The sequence below is a fragment of the Streptomyces sp. GL_140 genome, from assembly GCF_057834465.1.
The window spans coordinates 1-18,271 of sequence record NZ_JBYQMJ010000005.1; the positions used below are offsets into that span (position 1 = coordinate 1).

At 69.4% G+C, this 18,271-nt stretch carries 17 protein-coding genes; 7 read left to right on the forward strand and 10 right to left on the reverse strand.

The features are described 5' to 3' along the window. Positions 1-497 precede the first annotated feature (497 nt). Entirely contained in the window at positions 498-911 is a 414-nt protein-coding gene (locus tag AC3IYJ_RS43020) for a hypothetical protein (protein WP_489403680.1), read from the reverse strand. Between the two features lie 1,389 nt (positions 912-2,300). On the opposite strand from AC3IYJ_RS43020, the gene AC3IYJ_RS43025 reads away from it, so the two are divergent. Next, on the forward strand, positions 2,301-3,836 hold the full coding sequence (locus AC3IYJ_RS43025; protein ID WP_489403681.1) for an ISL3 family transposase: 1,536 nt from the start codon (positions 2,301-2,303) through the stop codon (positions 3,834-3,836). A 593-nt stretch (positions 3,837-4,429) separates the two neighbouring features. On the opposite strand, the gene AC3IYJ_RS43030 is transcribed toward AC3IYJ_RS43025, so the two are convergent. The 4 genes from AC3IYJ_RS43030 to AC3IYJ_RS43045 form a co-directional block, all read right to left on the reverse strand. Further along, complete coding sequence (locus AC3IYJ_RS43030; protein ID WP_489403682.1) at positions 4,430-5,824, reverse strand: replication-relaxation family protein; 1,395 nt, start codon at positions 5,822-5,824, stop codon at positions 4,430-4,432. A gap of 228 nt (positions 5,825-6,052) precedes the next feature. Then, a complete protein-coding gene (locus AC3IYJ_RS43035) occupies positions 6,053-6,421 on the reverse strand; it encodes a hypothetical protein (RefSeq protein WP_489403683.1) in 369 nt (122 codons plus the stop codon). A gap of 166 nt (positions 6,422-6,587) precedes the next feature. Next, positions 6,588-8,819: a hypothetical protein gene (locus tag AC3IYJ_RS43040; protein ID WP_489403684.1), complete on the reverse strand. Its 2,232-nt coding sequence runs from the start codon at positions 8,817-8,819 to the stop codon at positions 6,588-6,590. A gap of 66 nt (positions 8,820-8,885) precedes the next feature. Further along, positions 8,886-9,815: a hypothetical protein gene (locus AC3IYJ_RS43045; protein ID WP_489403685.1), complete on the reverse strand. Its 930-nt coding sequence runs from the start codon at positions 9,813-9,815 to the stop codon at positions 8,886-8,888. A 373-nt stretch (positions 9,816-10,188) separates the two neighbouring features. Between AC3IYJ_RS43045 and AC3IYJ_RS43050 the strand changes: the two genes are divergently transcribed. Then, positions 10,189-10,554, forward strand: a complete 366-nt coding sequence (locus AC3IYJ_RS43050; protein WP_489403686.1) for a hypothetical protein — start codon at positions 10,189-10,191, stop codon at positions 10,552-10,554. Between the two features lie 631 nt (positions 10,555-11,185). On the opposite strand, the gene AC3IYJ_RS43055 is transcribed toward AC3IYJ_RS43050, so the two are convergent. From AC3IYJ_RS43055 to AC3IYJ_RS43075, 5 genes are all read right to left on the reverse strand, one after another. Next, a complete protein-coding gene (locus AC3IYJ_RS43055) occupies positions 11,186-11,590 on the reverse strand; it encodes a hypothetical protein (RefSeq protein ID WP_489403687.1) in 405 nt (134 codons plus the stop codon). Between the two features lie 131 nt (positions 11,591-11,721). Next, on the reverse strand, positions 11,722-12,045 hold the full coding sequence (locus tag AC3IYJ_RS43060) for a hypothetical protein (RefSeq protein ID WP_489403688.1): 324 nt from the start codon (positions 12,043-12,045) through the stop codon (positions 11,722-11,724). Continuing rightward, a complete protein-coding gene (locus AC3IYJ_RS43065) occupies positions 12,042-12,278 on the reverse strand; it encodes a hypothetical protein (RefSeq protein WP_489403689.1) in 237 nt (78 codons plus the stop codon). Before AC3IYJ_RS43065 ends, AC3IYJ_RS43060 begins: the two co-directional genes overlap by 4 nt. Next, a complete protein-coding gene (locus tag AC3IYJ_RS43070) occupies positions 12,275-13,435 on the reverse strand; it encodes a hypothetical protein (protein WP_489403690.1) in 1,161 nt (386 codons plus the stop codon). The genes AC3IYJ_RS43065 and AC3IYJ_RS43070 overlap by 4 nt, the downstream gene beginning before the upstream one ends. Beyond that, positions 13,432-13,572 (reverse strand): hypothetical protein, encoded by a 141-nt coding sequence (locus tag AC3IYJ_RS43075; RefSeq protein WP_489403691.1) that lies wholly within the window; start codon positions 13,570-13,572, stop codon positions 13,432-13,434. The genes AC3IYJ_RS43070 and AC3IYJ_RS43075 overlap by 4 nt, the downstream gene beginning before the upstream one ends. A gap of 215 nt (positions 13,573-13,787) precedes the next feature. Here AC3IYJ_RS43075 and AC3IYJ_RS43080 point away from each other — a divergent pair, with 215 nt between their 5' ends. From AC3IYJ_RS43080 to AC3IYJ_RS43100, 5 genes are all read left to right on the forward strand, one after another. Continuing rightward, complete coding sequence (locus AC3IYJ_RS43080) at positions 13,788-14,042, forward strand: hypothetical protein (RefSeq protein WP_489403692.1); 255 nt, start codon at positions 13,788-13,790, stop codon at positions 14,040-14,042. After that, on the forward strand, positions 14,039-14,353 hold the full coding sequence (locus AC3IYJ_RS43085) for a hypothetical protein (protein WP_489403693.1): 315 nt from the start codon (positions 14,039-14,041) through the stop codon (positions 14,351-14,353). The genes AC3IYJ_RS43080 and AC3IYJ_RS43085 overlap by 4 nt, the downstream gene beginning before the upstream one ends. A 359-nt stretch (positions 14,354-14,712) precedes the next feature. Next, a complete protein-coding gene (locus AC3IYJ_RS43090; RefSeq protein WP_489403694.1) occupies positions 14,713-15,633 on the forward strand; it encodes a hypothetical protein in 921 nt (306 codons plus the stop codon). 839 nt (positions 15,634-16,472) lie between these two features. Then, on the forward strand, positions 16,473-17,267 hold the full coding sequence (locus AC3IYJ_RS43095) for a ParA family protein (RefSeq protein ID WP_489403695.1): 795 nt from the start codon (positions 16,473-16,475) through the stop codon (positions 17,265-17,267). Then, positions 17,264-17,632, forward strand: coding sequence for a hypothetical protein (locus AC3IYJ_RS43100; RefSeq protein WP_489403696.1), 369 nt, complete (start codon positions 17,264-17,266; stop codon positions 17,630-17,632). The genes AC3IYJ_RS43095 and AC3IYJ_RS43100 overlap by 4 nt, the downstream gene beginning before the upstream one ends. Positions 17,633-18,271 lie beyond the last annotated feature (639 nt).

Genomic DNA, 18,271 nt, shown 5'->3' on the forward strand with positions numbered 1-18,271 from the left:
CCTGGGGTCCTCGGCGCTTCGCGCCTCAGAAGAGAGTGCAGACGCTTCGCGTCGCGGATGGCTCCTCCGCTTCGCTCCGGAGCGGTGACACGCCTCGCTTCGCTTGGCGGGGGCTCGGCTTCGCCGAGCTGGGGCCGGCTCCCTTCGGGGCCGGTGTCCTGCGCTTCGCTCCGGACAGGTTCGGGTTGCGCTCCACCCGAGCGAGCCGCTCCGCAGCTCTGAGTGACCCCTCCGTTCACGGGGGGGGGTCAGCATTACCAGGAGGTCGAGCACACCCCGTCGTACGACCCGTCCTTGAGGGCCTGGAGTCCGGTGGGCTCGTCCAAGGGGCCTGTCGTAACGCCCCGCTCAACGGCACCCTGCCCCGGGCTACGGAGCAGGGCCGTCTTCATGGTCAAGGGAATCGGGCTACGAACCCCGTGAATATGCCTCCAGGCCAGGAGGCATATTCGTGTTTCCCGCCCCACTCGCGAACGCAGTCAAACGAAACAGCGAGGTTAACTGAGGAATCCGTCCCAATTCGCCACGGCCCCGCCCACCGTATTTCCGTTGGCGTCTACGAGCGCGACAACCGCGTGGGCACTCTGGCCACTAAAATAGTTCTGGGTAACACTTGAGATTGGCAGGTCGTGGTTGTGGTTTGCTCCATCACAGGTCAGGGCGCTGTACCACGTCGTACCGAAGCCATCGCCGCCGACGGCAGCCAATAAGGCATCCATGTGCGAGACTCCGGAGTTTGCATCGCACGCGTAAGTCAAGTGCACGGTGGCGTTTAGCGAGTCACCGCCCTCGACGGAGACGCTATTGACGGTGATGCCGGTGGCCGCTTGAGCCGGCGCCGCCAAGGCCACTCCCGTGACACAAAGGACGGCGGTACCGATGGATGCTGCGATCTTCCGGCTAATCTTCATGAGGCTCTCCTCAACTCGGATGAGGGTGCACGAATGACACGCCTGGGTTTGCAGACTCCACGGAGTCTGCAAACCCACGTGTGATGCCCTTCCCAGCCACCACTTTGACGCGACCGCGACAGTCCCGGGAAGGGTTGCTCCACGGGCGCTTGAAGCACTCCCCCAAGCGCGCGCCTCGCTTCACACGCCCCCTACGGCCTCAAACCAGCGACAGGGATCACCTCGTCGACCTACCCCAGCCCACCGGCCTTCGGCTGATTCGCCGCTGCACGGCTCTGGCCAGGCCCTTCGGGCCTGGGGGGCCTAGGGGCTGCGCTCCTTGGCCTGGACCGCTTCGCTGGCAGCGGGGGAGGGGCTCGGCTCGTTCTTCGTCTGCCGGTTTAGGGTTGCGAGTGCACAGTATCTGACGGGCAATTAGGCTGCCAATTCCTTCTGATGGCTCCGACTAAATTCCATCAGTCGCGTGTTATCGGTGCATGCAAACGAGAATGCAGGCGTTGAATTGCAGTGCGTTTTACGAGAGTTGCTGAACTCATGTTCAATTTCTTGGTTCACCCCCCCCCGGCTTGGGGGTGACCCGTCCGGCGACCCGCGCTTGTGGATAACCTTCGATCATGGGGTGACCAAAGCCTATCTGCCGTCGATCCATGTGTCTCAGGCCTAGTAGTAGCCGAGAACATCGATGTCTCGCCGCATGGTTGGGCAGTTGCAGTCACACCTGCATGAGCCTCCGCAGGCTCCGCATTCCTCACAGCAGTAGTGCTGTCCGCCGCATTCAGTACAGGGCTTATGTTCCCCGCAGTCTTCACAGCGGTACTGGGCTTCAACGGGTACGCGCCCCATAGCTTCCCTTTCACTCTGTACAGTCTTTGAAAAGCCTCAGTGGCCCAGGAACATAGGACCACAGCTAATAGCCCGTCAAATCAGCTCTCATGAACTCGTTTTGTGCGGTATGGAGAGTTCCGACGCGAGTCCCCGGCAGCTGTCCCCTGGCGGTCCGGGCCACGGTTGTCCCCTCTGCGGTGACCTGGCGGGGAACCCCCTCGGCCCCCGAGGCATCGGGCCAGGGACAGAGCAGGGGACAGCCGGGACGGGGCTGGCAGAGTTGGCACACGGTCCCAGGGCCGGCCGCGGGGGCCCTACGCCCGCGACGACGCGGCCAGTCCCGGGACTCTCCCCCACCCACCCCTTGGAAGGACCCGACCCCGTGATCCCCGACCCCCACCGCATGAAGGGCGGAGCCGCCGAGCTCGGCGTCCGCCCCGGCGAGGCCGGCCCCTTCGGCATCGCACCTGACACTCACCTGACACAAGGCTCTGACAAGATTTTCGTAGCCGTTGATCGTCTTCTCGGTTCCGGTCTTGGTGGGTGGGCCGTTGGGGCAGGCTGGTGGCGTGTGATGTCGAGTTGACGGCGCTGCTTCCTCACCTGGCCTCGGTGCTGGTCGAGGCGGTGAAGGCAGGCGATGGCCTGGTCAGGATCACGGTGCGGACCGCCGCCGGGGTCTTGGTGATCTGCCCGGGCTGCGGGCAGGAGTCGGCGTGGGAGCACAGCCGGTACGTGCGGCATGTCGCCGACGAGGCGATCGGCGGGAGACCGGTGGTGATCGACGTGTCGGTGCGCCGTTTGTACTGCGAGAATCCGGATTGTTCCAGGACCACGTTCGTCGAGCAGGTCCCCGGGCTGACGGTGCGCTACCAGCGGCGGACCCCGGCCCTGCAGAAGGTGATCGCGTCGGTCGCGACGGCCCTGGCCGGGAGAGCCGGGGCCCGGTTGCTGGTCCATCTACACCAGACCCTGTCGTGGGCGAGCATGCTGACCTGCCTATTACGCATCCCCCTGCCCGCCATGGCGGTGCCCGCGGTTCTCGGTGTCGACGACTTCGCACTCCGGCGCGGCCACCGCTATGCCACGATCCTGATCGACGCCGAAACCCGCGAGCGCGTCGAGGTCCTGCCCGACCGCAAGGCCGAGACTCTGACAACCTGGCTGCGTACCCATCCCGGCGTCGAGGCGGTCTGCCGGGACGGGGCGGCCGGTTATGCGCAGGCCGTCGCCGACGCACTGCCCGAGGTGCCGCAGGTTGCCGACCGCTGGCACCTGTGGCACAACCTCGGCGAGGCCGTCCTCAAGGAAGTCCACGCGCACGCCGGCTGCTGGGCGAAATGCGGACCGCCCTCCCAGGCCCGAGTCCGCGAGGAAACCACCCGCGAACGCTGGCATCAGGTCCACACCCTCCTCCGCCAGGGCGTTGGCCTGCTGGAATGCGCCCGCCGCCTGCAACTGGCACTGAACACCGTCAAACGCTATGCCCGCGTCCCCGAGCCCGAGCAGCTGAAGAAGGCCCCGCAGTACCGGCCCACCCTGGTCGACCCCTACCGCGACCACCTGCGACGGCGCCGCGAGGAAGACCCCGCCGTGAGCGTCCGGCAGCTCCTGAAGGAGATCAAGGACCTCGGCTACCAGGGCAGCTCGAACCTCCTCTACCGCTACATCAACCAAGGCCGTGTCGAGTCCGACCGCCCCGCCGTCTCGCCCCGACGCTTCAAGAGCCTGATCTGCACCGCCCCTAATCAGCTGAGGGACAAAGACCGTGAGCTCCTCACGGCCCTGACCGGGTCCTGCCCCGAGATGGCTGCTCTGACCGGGCACATCAGCACCTTCGCGGAGCTCCTCAAACCCGCCGCGGACAATGGCCGTCGCCTCCACGAGTGGATCTCCTGTGTCCGCGAGGACGATCTCCCTCACCTGCACGCTTTCACCCGCGGCCTGGAACGCGACCACGACGCCGTCGTCAACGGGCTCACCCTCCCGTTCCACAACGGCGGGACCGAAGGCGTCAACACCAAGACGAAACTGATCAAGCGCCAGATGTACGGCCGGGCCGGCTTCCGCCTCCTCCGCCACCGCATCCTGCTCAACTGATCTACCTCGGCGAGCGATCAACGGCTACGAAAATCTTGTCAGAGCCTGACACAAGACACTCCGTCAGCGTCAGAAACCGGCTCTGACCAGGGCCGGGGAGGTCCCTTCGTCCCATCGCGAGTGTCCGTGTTAGGTGTCAGGGCCTGCTGACGAGCCCAGGTGTTTTGCTGGTCAGGTCCCGCCACTGGGGCCCGCCAAGAGCCCGCCACTCGGGCGGAAGGGCCCGCCACTGGGGGCAGGGCAGTGGCAGGGTCTGAGCGGGCCTCAGTGGCGGGCCACGAATCGGACAGAGCAGCATCGGTGCCGCGTGTCCCCTGAGTAACACCGGGCGCCCGCCGCGAGTAACACGAGCGCCAGTTACCCGCATCGCACCAGGCCAGCCCCGCCAACCCCCACGGCTTGCCCGAGTAACACGGGTTGAGTGACAGCCGCCCGCCGCGTCTGTCCCCCCGGCTCTGTCCCCTCCGCCCCACACGTGGGGGTCGACGGGTCCACGCCCAGGTCACAGGGCCCCTGTCGCACCGCCGGGGCCCCAGGGGACAGCTCAGGGGACAGCTCAGGGGACAGCCCCGCACGACAGGGGTCTGCTCCGGTCAGTGGCGGCCGGGGAGCCAGCCCAGCCAGCCTTCCGCGCGCCGCTGGCGCTCGTACTCGGCTTCCTCGGCCGCGAGTTCGGCGGCGCGCTGCGCGTCCTCCTGGGCCTGGTGCTCGGCGATCTTCGCCGCCCACTCGCACTTGGAACAGACGCTGCCCCGGGCTGGGGTGCCCCAGTCGTCCGGGTAGACGGCCTTCCCACAGACTGGGCACGCCCAGCAGGACGCGACCCGCGCGCGTTCGGCAGCGAGCTTCTCGGCGGCTTCGCGTGCCTCGCGCTCGCGCCGGCGTTGCTCCTCGCGGGCCTGGTAGGCGGCAAGGGTGTCGGGGCGGCCTGCGTTGTCGAGTGCGTCGGCGAGGGCCTGGCCGCCGCGCTGGCGGCCGTAGCGCCACCAGATCGGCCCGTGAGGCCCCTCAGCCTGCAACCGGTCGAGTCGGCAGACCACGACCGGCACGGCGTCCTCGAAGGTGCGGTAACCGTCCTTGTCACCGGCGTCCTTGCCGAACCCGCCGTGCCACGTGCCGGCCCACACCGGCGCGGACAGGTCCGCGATCCCACGCAGACAGGCCTCCATCGCCTCCGGCCCCATGTTCTTGGTGAAGACGATCGCGACCGGCGGGTGCGACTGGCCCCGGCCAGGTCCGCTGTCGTCCGGCGCAGTCCACACCGTGCGCCACAGCCGGCGCTCCTTCCCGCCCACCCGGTCCGGGCGCGGCTTCTCGGTCCGGGCGAAGAACTTCGCGTACCGCGCGAGCTTGTCCGCCACCTCCGCCCGGGTCTCCGTCCCGTTGTCCACCTCAAGGAACAGCAGCGGCACCTGCTCACCCGGCAGCGCGTACACCGCGTCCGCGCGCAGGCTCCCCTTGGCCGGGGCGGTGAACGTCCCGCCCGTGGGCAGCGTCACCTCCGTCGCCCAGGCCGACAACGGGCCCAGGCCCGGCGGACGCCGGCGCAGCAGCGGCTGCTGCGGCGCGGGCCCACTCCGGGCCGCGACCGGTGCGGCGGTCGGCTCCACCGGCTGCTGCACGAACGCGGCCAGCGTGTCCGTCACCCGCAACGCGTGCTTCGCGCCGGAAGCCGCAGCCGCGCGGGCGGTCCCGCCCATCTCCTTGAGCGGACGCTCCAGCGCGTGCGCGGCAGCCTCCAGACCGGCAGTCGTCAGCGACCACAGCTTCTCGGTCACCCGGCGCCCGTCCACCAACTTCGTCGTCGTCCCCGCCGACACCACCAGGCCCGCCGCTTCCAAGTCCTTGCAGCCACCGCGAACCGTCGCCGCGTCAGCCGTGCCCGGACACGTCAAGTCCCGCAACTGCGCCGCCGTCGCGACCTTCACCACCCCCAGCGCCTCCAGCACCAGACCCCGCGTCTTCACCGTCGATCCGTACTTGGCCACCCGGTCCCGCCCCTCCCCGCCGCGCGTAACTGTTCCTCCTTCCCATGATCTACTAAATAAAGAGGTGTCCGACCGCATTTCCCGGCTGGTCAAGGGGCCTGACCTGGGGAAACACCCGGTACCGAGTGGGACATCACCACAGGGGTAACCGAAGGGCTCACCACAGGGACGGGGGAAGGGTGGCCACAGGGCTTACCCAACAGGCTTGCCCAGTACCCGACGGACAGTTCAGGCGAGTGCGCTGTACTCGGTCTGCGAGCCGCTCCCGCGCCTGCGGATCTCGCCCCGGCGCGCCATCTCGCCCAGCGCCAAGGACAGCGTCTGCCGGCTGATCTCGGTCCCGTCCGCCTCCAAGCGCACGCGGATCGCGGACGTGCTGAGCCAGGTGTCCGACCCCAACTCCCCCACGAGCTTCAGCGCGGCCTGTTTCCAAGAGCCGGCCGCCGCACCCGCTTCTTCCTCTTCTTGGGGGCCATCGGCAGTCAGATCCAGCTCGATGCGGGCGCCGGGCGCAGCGTGGAGGGTCAGCCACACACTGTCCGACTCCGCCGCTCCCGGCAGGGTGTAGCGGATGTTCACGGTGACCAACTCGGCCATGATGACAACTCCTTCTCTTCGTCACTTCGGGTAACAGGTCTCTGTCGTCGCTGCTGTCGCCGTCGCTGTCGTCGCCCCGAAAACCCCTGGACATGCGCCCGCCCCGGACCCAAGGAGGGGTTTTCCGGGGCGGGCGACAGCGCGACGGCGGCGACGACAGCAACACTCAGTTACTGGCGGGCGGGGCGCCGTACTCGGTCTGAGCACCCGTTCCGCGCCGGGCGATCTCGCCCCGGCGGGCCATCTCGCCCAACTCCGTGGACAGTGCCTGACGTCCGATCGCGATCCCGTCTGCCAGCAGCCGGGTCCGGATCGCGGACGTGCCCAGCCACTCGCCGGACCCACGCACGAGCTTGCGCGCCGCGTCCTTCCAGTCGCCTGCGGGCTCGGGGGCCGACGGCTGGGCCGGCTGAGGTTCGCTCTTCCTGATGTTCAGGTGCAGACCCCGGATCACGGGGCGATCGCCCGGCTCAGGAACCTCGGGCAACTTGCCCAGATCCGCGAGGAACTTCGAGATCGCCGCATCCTCGGCAGCGGGCGCGGCCGGGGTGGCCGAGGTCGAGGAGGACGGCTGCTCCTGGCCCCGGATGCGCAGCCGCGCGCGGAACTCATCCGGGGTGGCCAGTCGGCGCCCGCCGGGCAGCAGGAGGCCCTGCGTACCGGTCGCCGCGGTGGCAGCGGCGGTGGCGGCCTGGTCCCCGATGAGCCAGCCGATCCGTGCCGGGGTCCACCGGTCCCGGTACACGTCGCCCGCAGCGCGCACGGACTCCGCGTCCAGCACGGGGCGACGTGCCTGCGTGGCGAGGCAGGCGTCTCGCGCGAGAGACGGGGCGGTCACCCACGTACGGAAAGGCTGCGGAGCGAATCCCGTCTCATCGGTAGACGCTCCGATAACACCCGCGCCTTTCGCCGTGAGTTGCGTGGCGTCCAGACCGCGAACCGATCCGAAAAGCTTGGCCACGCCCGCGCCTTCCGGGTCGGTGCAGGTGAGTGCGATACGCACCGGCGAGTATTTCCGGATCGCACTGTCTCCGAGGCTGGAAAGGTTTCCGTCCGTGGCCGTGAGGATCAGCCTGATTCCCATCGCGCGCGTGGTCCGCATGACGGAAATCAGCTTTTCCTTTACGCGGCTGCGCAATGGATCGCCTCCCTGATAGGCGAGCATTTCCACGCCTTCATCCACGACACAGAAAATCATGGGGATGTCCGCGCTGACGGGCAGGAGCTTCGTGTTCTGCTGTCGCATCAATTCGCGGTAGGCCGTCAAACGGTGCTCCGCAATAGCGATCAGCGCGTCCAACATCAGGTCTGCTTCGGCGAGATTTGCAGCGATCCAGTCCACGCCCTTACGGGTCGTCTCGGGCAAACGACCCGTGTGCGGCAAGGGCGGGGCGTACTTCTGACCCTCCATCCACGGGGTCACCCAGGGCACGAAAGCGTCCCCCTTCTTGCCCACATCGACCCCGAACACGAGCACATCACTGCAACGCTGGAAACCGGCGAGGATCGAGTCGAGGAGGGTCGTTTTGCCCGTCCCGGGCGGGCCCAGGATCAGCGCGCACGCCTCCCGCATGTGGACCTGTACTTCCTCCCCGACCCGGTTGATGCCCCAGGGCAGCCCGCCAAGGACGGACAAGGGCTCGAAGCCTTGCGGATAGTGCGTGATCCGCGAGGAGGTGTCCACGGTGTCCACGTCGAGGATCACGTGGCCCTGGCGCCGCGCCTTGACGATGCTCACCAGGCAGCCCCCGGGCAGACGCGCCGCTTCCGCGAACGCGGTGGCGTACGTCTGGAACCGGTTCGCCGCGAACCCGATCGGCAAGCTGACCTCAAGCGCGAACCCGCTGTCGTCCCGGCGCCGGCGGAACCCCGCCGGGGTCACCTCCACCCGGGCCACCGCCCGGATCAGCTCCACCCACTGGTCAGTCACCGCCCAGTCCGCGCGCGCGATGGCGGCCTCGGCCATGGCGGCCTGCATGGCCCGGCGCGACTCGTCGACCGCTTCCTCGTGTTCGTCCGCGCGCACCAGGCCCGCCCCGACCCCGAGGCTGATGGCGGCCAAGGACCCGACCGCCGACCACCACCCGGTCGCGTCCCAGGACGTCGGCTCAGTCCAGATGACCGTGCTGGCCCAGCCAGAGGCCAGGAGCCAGCCCGCCGCGCGCACGCCCAGGCTCGGACCCGACAGCCGCTTGCGGATGCCCACCCCGACCCCGTGCGCGGCAGCGCCGACCACGCCGACCATCAGCGGCCACGCACCCGGCAGACCTGCCCAGGCGCCCATGGACGCGGTCGCGGCCGCGGTGGTCGCCATCGCCACCGGCGCCGACACGTTGCCGTGGCCAGCCACCCAGTCGATCGCCATGTGGGCCGTCTCCGGCGCCGTCTTGCTCGTCATCGTTGTCTCCTTCCCTACGAGGGGCGCCCGGGACCGCACCGGTCCCGGGCGCACGGTGGTATTCGGCTAGATGTCCTGCGCGGTGGTGTCCCAGGCCTGCTCGTTCGGGCGCGGGTCCTCGTGCCGGCGGATGTCCTCCTCGTGCTTCGCGGCGAACACCCGGGCCACCTCCCCGCCCGCGTCCGCAGCCGACAGCAGCACCTTGTTCACGTCGGACAGCGCGTCCCCGACCGCCTCATCAAGCGGCATCTCCTCGGAGCAGCGGCCCGCGACCACCGCGAACGTCTCCGCGATCAGCCCGAGCGTCTCGGGCAGCGACTGGAAGGAGGCAAGGACGTTCATCATTCCGCCGGGCTCGGCCGTCTGCGCCTGCTTGAGCATCTCCTCGGCAGCGGCGCGGAAGTCGAACGAGTTGGGGTTGGTCATGGTGTCCTCCGAAGTGGTGGTCTGGATGGTCTGGGGGACCGCGCTCGGCGCGGCGGCGTCAATGTCCGAGAGAGGCTCGCGGCCCTGCATCAAGGCCTCGGCCTCGGCGTCCTGGTGCTCCTTGTGCGCGGCCACGTCCCGCACCATCCGGGCGAGCTGCGCGGCGGTGACCAGGTGACGGAACACGTTGCGGCCCCAGCGCGGGGCCGGGATCCGCAGCAACTTCGCGATCGGCCACAGCAGCAGAGAGAACAGACCGAGCGGGGCCGCTGCCAGCGCCGCGCCCGCGCGGGCCAGCTGGTGACGCGCGGCCGAGCGCCGCAGCGCCGACTGACGCGACCGCACCCGCGCCCGGCCCTCGATCCGCGCACGCTTCGCCTCGACCCGCTGCGCCCGGCGGGTGTCCCGCGCCTCCCGCTTCGCCGTACGGCGCCGCTGCCGTGCGCTGTCCGGCGTGCCGGCGTGCTTGCGGTCCTTGCGGCCCGACCACACCGAGCCGACCGCCCGGCCTGCCCGCAGCGCCGTTCCTCCGGCACGCGCAGCGGTCCGGGCAGCCGCGCGGACCACCATGCGCCCAACCCGGCTCGTAGGGGCCGCTGCAGGAGCCCTGTGCGCGCCACCGGCCCGGCCATCGGACCGACCGGCCCCCGGCTTCTGTACGGGCGCCGTACGGGCCGCTGTACGCGCTGCTGCACGAGCGTCACGCCGTGCGTCGGCCACCCGGCGCCGGTCCCCGAGGAGCCCCTCGCGGCGCTGCTTGCGGGACGCTCCGGCGGTGGCCGATCCGGAGCGCAGCGCGCGGATCTCCCCGGCCCGCGCCCGCATCCCCCGCAGGCCCCCCATCGCTCCGGACCGCAGCCCCGCGCCGGATCGGCCACCCGTCCGGCCACCGGTGACCGACCGGCCCAGGAGCGGTGACCGATGACCGGTCACCCCCCGGCCCGTGGCCGATCCGGTGGCCGATCCCCGGGCGGGTGAGGTCCTCGTGCTCCTGGCGGACGTTGCCGACGCGGTGCGCGGGGCGCGGGCCACCGCCACCACAGCGGCCGTTGCGGCCAGCCCACCGGCCATCAGCAGCGCCGTGACCGGACCGCCCGCAAGGCCGGCGGACGACACCGCCGTGATGGTGGACGTCGTCCCGATGGTGAGGGCCGGGATTCCGGGGAGTCCGCCCGGCGTCGTGACCGGTACCTGTACCGGCTCGGGGGCGGGGCGCTGCTCGGGAACCGTGGCCTCGGGCGTAGCCGGGGCCGCCATACCGTCCGTGGCGCCATCCGTCATCGGCGCCCAATCGGACATCTCCGGCTGAGCCGGGGGTTTTGCGTGAGTCTCTGGAGTCGCCATGCTGTACGTACCTCCTGAAAGCCTGACTCGCTGTCATGGATAGGGGAGGGGGGCCCGGCGGGGGTAGATCCCGCCGGGTCCCGTCACGGGGAGATCACTCCCCGTGAGACTAGGTGGCTGGTCGGACACCCAACCAGCGCTTTGTGGGCCCCAGTCGGGCCGCTACCAGTCGCCGGACGCGTCCGGGTAGACCTCGTGGACCAGGGCCAGGAGCTCGTGGTCCGGGCGGCCCAGAAGGCCGGCCTTCCCCATCGCCGCGTTCGCGTCCTTCGCCGCAGAAGGTCAGGGCCGCCTCGGACCGCTCCGGGTCCAGCCGCGCGGCGCGCAGAGCGTCTGCGTGAGGCGGTAGTACGCCTTGACGGCCTCGCGGGTCACGTCGTCCATCAGTGGTTCTCCTTCTCGTGGTGTTCAGCGGCTCTTGGGGGTGGACAGTCCATGGACACTCGGGCCTGTTTTCGCAGGCAGACGCGGCCCTGACCCCGTGTCCATGGACACTTCCGCTACCGGCTCCGGCCACAACAGGAGCTGACCGGCCATCGGCTCCACCGGCATGGCCGGAACATCAACCAGCCGCAGCCGGTAGCGGCGCGGACGCCTCACGCCCGCCACATGTGGCCGCACGGCTCGCACATCCGCGCACCGGTGTCGAAGTCGCCGTGCATCTCGACCAGGGCGACCGCGCCGCACCGCCCGCAGTGCTCCATCTCGGCCCAGTCCGCCACCCGGTCCGCGCACTCCAGCGCCCAGTGGGCCAGGGGCCGGCGCGTCCCGATCGCGGTCCGCAGCACGGGTGCCTTCGCGACCGTCCCGTACGCGAGACACGCGGCCACCGCCGTGACCCATGCCGAGGTCCACGAGGCGGCCCACGGGCCGTTCTGCGGCCCGTACACCAGGTTGTTGACCACCAGGGCGGCCACGACCGCCGCGACCCCGGCGAAGTTGACCAGCACCCACACCGTCACCGCGGCGACCCGCGCACGGCCCTTGCCTCGCTCCTGCATTGCGTTCCCCTTCCCGGTTGGGCCCCGGGGGCCGGAAGGCCGGCCCCCGGGCTTGATGCTGGTTCAGCGGCGGTACGGACGGTCGGCGTTCGCGTCGAACGGCTCGATCGTGAACGCGGTGGTGGAGTCCATCACCACTCACCCCCGCTACGCGCCTTGGCTTCCAGGTCGGTCAGTTCCTCGCCCAGCCACGGCCCGTGCTCGCCACGGCCACCGGAGTGGTCCACGAGGCAGCCCTCGATCCCGTCCGGGCACCCGTCCTCGGCCCCGGCCGGGGCCGACCGACCGGCCTCGACACGGGCAGCGGTGTCGGCCAGCGCCGCGTACACCCCGGCCATGTCCACGGCCACCTGCGCCCGGTCGATGTCCCGGGCGCCCGGGCGGTTGTTCAAGATGGCCTGCGCGCTGCGCAGGATGTTCGCGGCCTTCGCGCTGTACTCGACGTAGCTACTCATCGATTCCCCCCTGTGACGGGCTTGATCGTGAAAACGGTGGTGGAGTCCAGACCCGCGAGCTCAGGACCGCCCAGCTCACGCACCAGCCGCGCGCAGACCGCCAGCGCGGACTCGGCCTCGGTCAACTCAATGACCCCGTGCCCGGCGACCTCGGCCCCGCCGGGGACCGCGCTCATGTACTGCGCATTGAGCGTCCACCGGTAGCGGCCCGGCCCGTACACCCGGGCGGTCACAGGTACTGACCCGTGCGCGGCTCGGCAGCGGCCCTCTCGGCTGCCTCCCGCTCCGCCCTGGTCTGGCGGCGTACCTCCCGCTTCACCGACGCCAGGGAGACCGGAGCGCCCCGCAGGGTGGACAGCCGGGCGGTCATCACCTCCGGGTCCTCGATCCCCGCCGCGCGCATCTCCGCCACGCCGACGTTGATCGACGGGGGCCGCTGCTCCGGCACCCGGTCGTCCGGGTCACCGCCGGGGGCAACTCCTTCGGTTGCCGCGCTCTTGACCAGCGGCGACGTGTCCGCCGGGCGGGCACCGCCGTCCCGCCGGGCGGCGGCGGCGACCTTCTCGGTCACCCATGCCCGGTCATCCGCCGTGACGCCGGGGGTGGACAGCACCGCCCGGTACGCGGCCAACGCCTCCGCCGTCCGCTCCTCCGCATCCCGCTCCGCCGTGATCGGCACCCGCTCCGCCTCGATCGCCGGACGCTCCGCCGTGAGCACGGCCAGCACCGCCGTAGCGGTCTCCAGCTCCGCCCTGAGCTGTTCCAGCTCCGCCGTGACAGCCGTGCGCTCCGGCACGGCGGGCACGGCCTGGTGCTCGCGCTCGATCGTCACCGTGGGCGGCGCGGCGATCGGGGCGATCCGCTCCCACGCCTCACGGCGCAGCGCGGTCCACGCCTGCTCCCGCCAGAGCATCCAGATCAACGCGGTGAGGGTGCGGTGCCGCAGCTCGAAGACCACCTCGAAGGAGAGCGGCGCGGCGGCAAGGACCACCGCAGTAGTCCACCCGCCGAGCGTCATCCCGTGCGCACCGTTGACGACCGAGGAAGCGATCAGCGCCAGCATCATCACCACCCGGGCACCCCCGGCGGTGTGCGGAGCGGAGCGCCGGGCGTACACCTGAAGACCAGCGGCCAGCGCCACCAGGTCGAACACACCGACCCCGAGCACCGCCACCCACACCGGCGCCCCGGCCTCCATCAGCAACGTGGCCAGCGACCACCCGGACAAGCCGAGCGACGCGGCGGCCAGGAGCACCAGGAGCCCGTCCGTGACGGACGCGTGCGCCGGGCGCTTCGGCCTCTGGACCTTCGGAGGCTTGGGCGGCTTCACCGGCATCGGCATCACCGGGGGCCGGCCGTTGTCGTACGAGAACGACTCGTGGGTGCTCACTGGGCACCGCCCGACTGTTGAGCAGCGGCCTTGGCCGCCTCAGCCAGACGCACGGCCGCTTCCTGCGCGGCCTGAGCGGCGGCGGCCTGAGCCACACGCGCCGCTTCGAACTGATCCACTACTTCGATACGATCCATCGCAGGATCGCCCTCCTATGCATGTAGGTGGGGTGGTCTCAGGCCTTGACCAGGTGGTGACACACCAGGTCAGGGCCGCATTCAGTTGTGGGGCATAGGAATGCCCGGAGGCGTTCCGCCGTGCTAGCCGGTCCGCCTTGCAAGAACGACGCTACATTAAATGTCGCTAGCGAACAATTCTTTCCGAACGTCGCTTAGTGCTCTATGATCGGGGCATGGTTGACATCCCCGAAGAGAAGCAGGCCAGGGCTTTGCGCGCCTTGGTTGAGGCGGTCCGCGTCCGCGACGACGCGCTGGCCGCTGTGCGCACCTGCGTCATCGACGCGGCCCGCGTGGGTGCCAACCGGACCCGTATCAAGCAGATCGCTGGCATCAGCAGCAGCACCCTGTACGCCCTGATCAACGAGGCGGGCATCGAGGTCCGGCCCAAGCAGCCGGCAGCCCGGAAGACCGACGAGGGGGAAGCATGAGCAAGAACCCGGCACAGAGCGAGGTCGACGCGTTGACACGCCGCGTCAAAGCAGTCGAAGACCGCGTGGAAGCACTTCAGGTGCAGACCGGCGGGAACTTCGCTGCGGTCATCGAGGGCCAGGCTGCGCTCCGCCGCGAAGTCCGCGACGGGTTCGCCACCGTCAACGGCCGCCTCGATACCCTCGATGGCCGCATGGACACGCTCGACACCACGGTCACCGAGCTGCGCGACGAAATGCGCGCTGGTACGGCCCAGATCCTTGAACTCCTCACCGCACTTCAGGTCGGCCGCGACCCCAATCACGGATAGAGAAGTACTTCCATCTGGCGAGTCGGTCGCTGGCTTCCAAAACACACCCTGGAGCAACGGGGCGTTACCGACTGAGTTGGATCAGGCGTAGCCTGTGCCTCACCCGCTACGGCGGGTCACGAAATGATTCCAGACATGGCGAAGGCCCCTCGGGATCAAAGGTGCGTCAACACCTACTCCTCAGGGCCTCGCTTGACCTCGTAAGTCATTGCCGAGTGTAGGGGAGATTCTCGCCCCCGCAAGACAGGCAGTGGCTGGACCGGCCCCGCATAGGGTCAGGAAGGCCCGACCGGGTGAAGACCCAGCATTCCGAGATGCTCCCCGATGACTGCTCCGCATGTGTCGGCCTCTTTGAGGCTGTGACCAGCGTTGATGGCCCCATCACCACGAAGGCGCTCGGCGCCCTGGTGGGCCTGGGCGAGCGAGCCACGTACGTCCACCTGGCTCATCTGGTTCTCCACTCCCGGCTGATGGCCGACCGGCGGACCCCGGTGTCCGGCGCGACGGTGGGCGCCCCCGCCGACACGCCGAAAGAGCAGATCCAGACCCCCCTGGACTGGGTGCTCACCGTCGTCTGCCGTGACCGGCTCTGCCGCCGGATGCTCGTGCTGTGCGCGACCCACGCGGACGCGGCCTGGGCCGCGCAGCTCGGCGTGGCGCAGATCGCCGCCGCCCTCGGCGTCCACCGCGACACGATCCGCGTACACCGCCGACATCTCGCCGAGGACAGGCTGGTGAAGATCGAGCGGGTGTCCGTCCGGTACGAGTCAGGCCACTTCAAGCGCGACGTCGACCGGTACGTGCTCCAGTCCGGTCTGCTCGTCATGGCCCAGGTCCACCCGGTCCCGCTGGTCGGCCGCAACCACAATGAGGACTGGGCGCACTCGGTGCTGGCCTGCGCCCAGTGGTGGGCTCCGCCCGCTACTCCCAAGGGCAAGGAAGCGACGCGGCAGGCGGTGCGGCTGCTCGTGCAGGTGTTGGCCGAGTACGGGTGGCCCAGTGATGAGGTGCGGCGCCGGATCGACGTCACTCCGTACGACGACGTCCACGACCACCTGTCGCTTCTGCGGTCGCTGCTGCGGGACTGCATGGAGCCGTACGTGAGCACGGCCCGCGATCACGTCTCGGGCGCCCCGGCCGGGCGGGTCCAGTGCGCGTTGTGCAGCTCGCCGTTCCCGAGTTGGAGCCGTGCCGTGCCCGGCCAGGTCTGCGCCGATACCGAGGCCTGCGCGGAGCGCGCAGGTGCCGTCCCCGCCCACGTGGCGCTGCGCCTGCGGTGAGTGGTGAGTGACGGCATGCCGCCACTCACCACTCACCAAAAACCTCCTCACCGCAGTTCAGAGGCCTGATAACGGCATGCCGCAATGACGGCAAGACGGCATGCCGTTGCCCATGCACCGACACCGCGGGCTCTTGAATAAGCTGAGCCGGGGGTCTATACGCGCGGGGGTTGCGGGCCAAGGTGGGCGCCTGCGTACGTGCGTCGGGGGCTGAAAGTTCCTGGGTGGTCAGGGACCGGTTTTCCTTGAATGAAGTCCGACGGCAGGACACGATCCGGGTCTCGGCAGCGGGGGCTTGCGTGGCTTGGTACCGCATCCCGCACTCTGCTGCTCGGCCGCCAGTCCAGACGTCGACAGGGCAGGCCACTCCCCCATTCCGTACCCGCCTGAGGCGTGCCCTTGGGCCGCCCTGAGAGGACCCGATCGCCCATGTCCGCATCCCAGCCACTGCAGTTACCGCCAGCATGACGGGCCCAGGCTCCCGGGAGTTCCCGGGAGCCTGGCCCCGCGTCAGGGGCGCGCTGCTCCGCCGGCCCCGAGATGACGGCGCCCGGACGGGGCAGGTGAAGCCGCGGCGGTCTCCTCGGCGTTTCGGTCGGGCAGGGCCTCGGCCGCCAGTCGGCTACGGCGGGCCGACACGGGCGGTACGGGGGTCAGAGAGGGGCCGGTGCCCAGGGGACGACGCTGATCTGTCACGGGGACCAGTCTCGCCGCCAGAGCATCCGGCACTTGACGCGGTAGCCAATCGACAGAACTTGCAGGCCAAAGCCTTGGTGACGGCACGCCGTTATGACGGCCCAACGGCGTGACGGCATTCAATGCCCGATAGGTTGCCGGGCATGACAACCACCACTCGTGACGCGCTGCTGAACCAGAAGGGCGGTGTGGCCAAGTCGACGACCACGCTGCACCTCGGCGGCGCGCTGGCCGCAGCCGGCCGCCGCACCCTCCTGGTCGACCTCGACCCACAGGCGAACTTGACCCGGTTCATGGGGCTGGACCAGCACGACCACCAGAACGGGCCGACCCTGCCTCAGGCAATGCTCCAGCACCCGGGAGACCGGGACTACGCACTCTCGCTCGTGCGCAAGCACAGCGAGGGCCTGTACGCCATTCCGGCCTCGTTCGACATGTTCACCTTGCCGCGCGACTTGCATGCGTCCCGCTCCAACGAGGACCGGCTGACGTGGGTCTTGGAACACGTGGACGGCTTGTTCGACCACGTGTTGGTGGACTGTCGGCCGGGGTTGGACATCGACACCGACAACGTCCTGCACTGGGCCCATCACGTCATCGTCCCGGTGGAACTGGACACCAGCAGCATCGACGCCCTGAAGCTCCTCATCGCGCAGATCCAGACGCTCGCACAGGACACCCGGCGGACTCCGCCGACCTATCGCGGCGTTGCCATTGGCCGGATCCCCAAAGGGGATCTGACCGTCCTCGACCGCCAGGTGCGTGACGCCTTCCGCGCTCTTCCCATCCCGGTCGTGGGAGAGGTCCGCATGCGGGACTCGCTCGTGCGGGCGAAGGAGAAGGGCCAGACCATCCAGCAGTACGACCCCAGCGGTGATGCGGCCGCGATGTTCCACTCGATGGCCGTGCAGGCCGGATTCCTGGAGGCCACCTCGTGAACGCCCGACCCAACGACGTCAACATCGACACCTCGGGCATCGACGCCCTGCTCAGTGGCGTAGGACGTCGGAATCAGCCAAATGTTGCAGCTCAGCGCGTTGTTGACGGCAAGACGGCAAGCCGTCAAGACGGTATGCCGTCAGAAACGAAGAGCAAGTTCACCGCCCTCCTGGGGTCGGCTGACGCCCTCGCGTTCGACATGCTGGCGTACGAGCTTCGCGCGCGAACCGGACGACGGGTGGAGAAGGCGGAAATCCTCCGAGCGCTGATCCACCTCGGCCTGGACCACCCCCCGACCAGCCGCGCACTCGGTGAGGCACTCGACCGCCGACAGCCACAGGCCGACCCGCTCCCCGAGGCCTGACCCACCCGCCAGCACCGCACGCGCCGACCACTCCAGAGGGTCCGTCAAGCAGCGCCCCCACAAAGGCCCTGACGGTCCCTCTGGCCCGCGAGGGGGCCGGGTCCAACCCTCCTCGACGGAACACCTCTCCCTAAGGGGCTCAGGCGGACCGCCGGGACTCTCCCCGGCATCAGCCCTTTCGAACGATTCTCGAAAATTTGTTCGGACCGTAAGCCGGATTTCGGTGCAGGGTACGAATGTTCGAATCTAAACTGTGGAAAACACGTCACATTCGCACGCTGAAACGCACGTGGAACGCACCAAAAATCGAGGTCTCTGCACCGGACTGCACAAGAATCCGGCTTACGGTGCAGTGTCCTGACCTGCGGTTTCTTGGCCTACCTGTGGAAAAGTGGTTTAGACCGTGCAGTGTCCGCAGCTTGCTGACCTGCGAAAACAGGGTGAGCCTGCACGACCCTGCACGAAAATCCGGCCTTCCCAGAGGTCTGGGTCCGGCGGAGCGAAGCGGGGGAGGCTCTGCTGGTGGGCCGCGCAGCGGCCAGCCCCTCGGCAGCATGCCGACGCTGCCAAGATCACCGGGCGCGAAGCGCTCGGCCGCCCTTTGCACCACGCGCAGCGTGGTGCAACCCGCTCGCGGGC

What these genes read in the sequence shown, in the direction of transcription:
- AC3IYJ_RS43075 (WP_489403691.1), bottom strand. Translation starts at nt 13,572, where the DNA reads ATGGATCGTATCGAAGTAGTGGATCAGTTCGAAGCGGCGCGTGTGGCT.
- AC3IYJ_RS43060 (WP_489403688.1), bottom strand. Translation starts at nt 12,045, where the DNA reads ATGAGTAGCTACGTCGAGTACAGCGCGAAGGCCGCGAACATCCTGCGC.
- AC3IYJ_RS43095 (WP_489403695.1), top strand. Translation starts at nt 16,473, where the DNA reads ATGACAACCACCACTCGTGACGCGCTGCTGAACCAGAAGGGCGGTGTG.
- AC3IYJ_RS43035 (WP_489403683.1), bottom strand. Translation starts at nt 6,421, where the DNA reads ATGGCCGAGTTGGTCACCGTGAACATCCGCTACACCCTGCCGGGAGCG.
- AC3IYJ_RS43045 (WP_489403685.1), bottom strand. Translation starts at nt 9,815, where the DNA reads ATGGTGGTCCGCGCGGCTGCCCGGACCGCTGCGCGTGCCGGAGGAACG.
- AC3IYJ_RS43055 (WP_489403687.1), bottom strand. Translation starts at nt 11,590, where the DNA reads ATGCAGGAGCGAGGCAAGGGCCGTGCGCGGGTCGCCGCGGTGACGGTG.
- AC3IYJ_RS43080 (WP_489403692.1), top strand. Translation starts at nt 13,788, where the DNA reads ATGGTTGACATCCCCGAAGAGAAGCAGGCCAGGGCTTTGCGCGCCTTG.
- AC3IYJ_RS43040 (WP_489403684.1), bottom strand. Translation starts at nt 8,819, where the DNA reads ATGACGAGCAAGACGGCGCCGGAGACGGCCCACATGGCGATCGACTGG.
- AC3IYJ_RS43085 (WP_489403693.1), top strand. Translation starts at nt 14,039, where the DNA reads ATGAGCAAGAACCCGGCACAGAGCGAGGTCGACGCGTTGACACGCCGC.
- AC3IYJ_RS43020 (WP_489403680.1), bottom strand. Translation starts at nt 911, where the DNA reads ATGAAGATTAGCCGGAAGATCGCAGCATCCATCGGTACCGCCGTCCTT.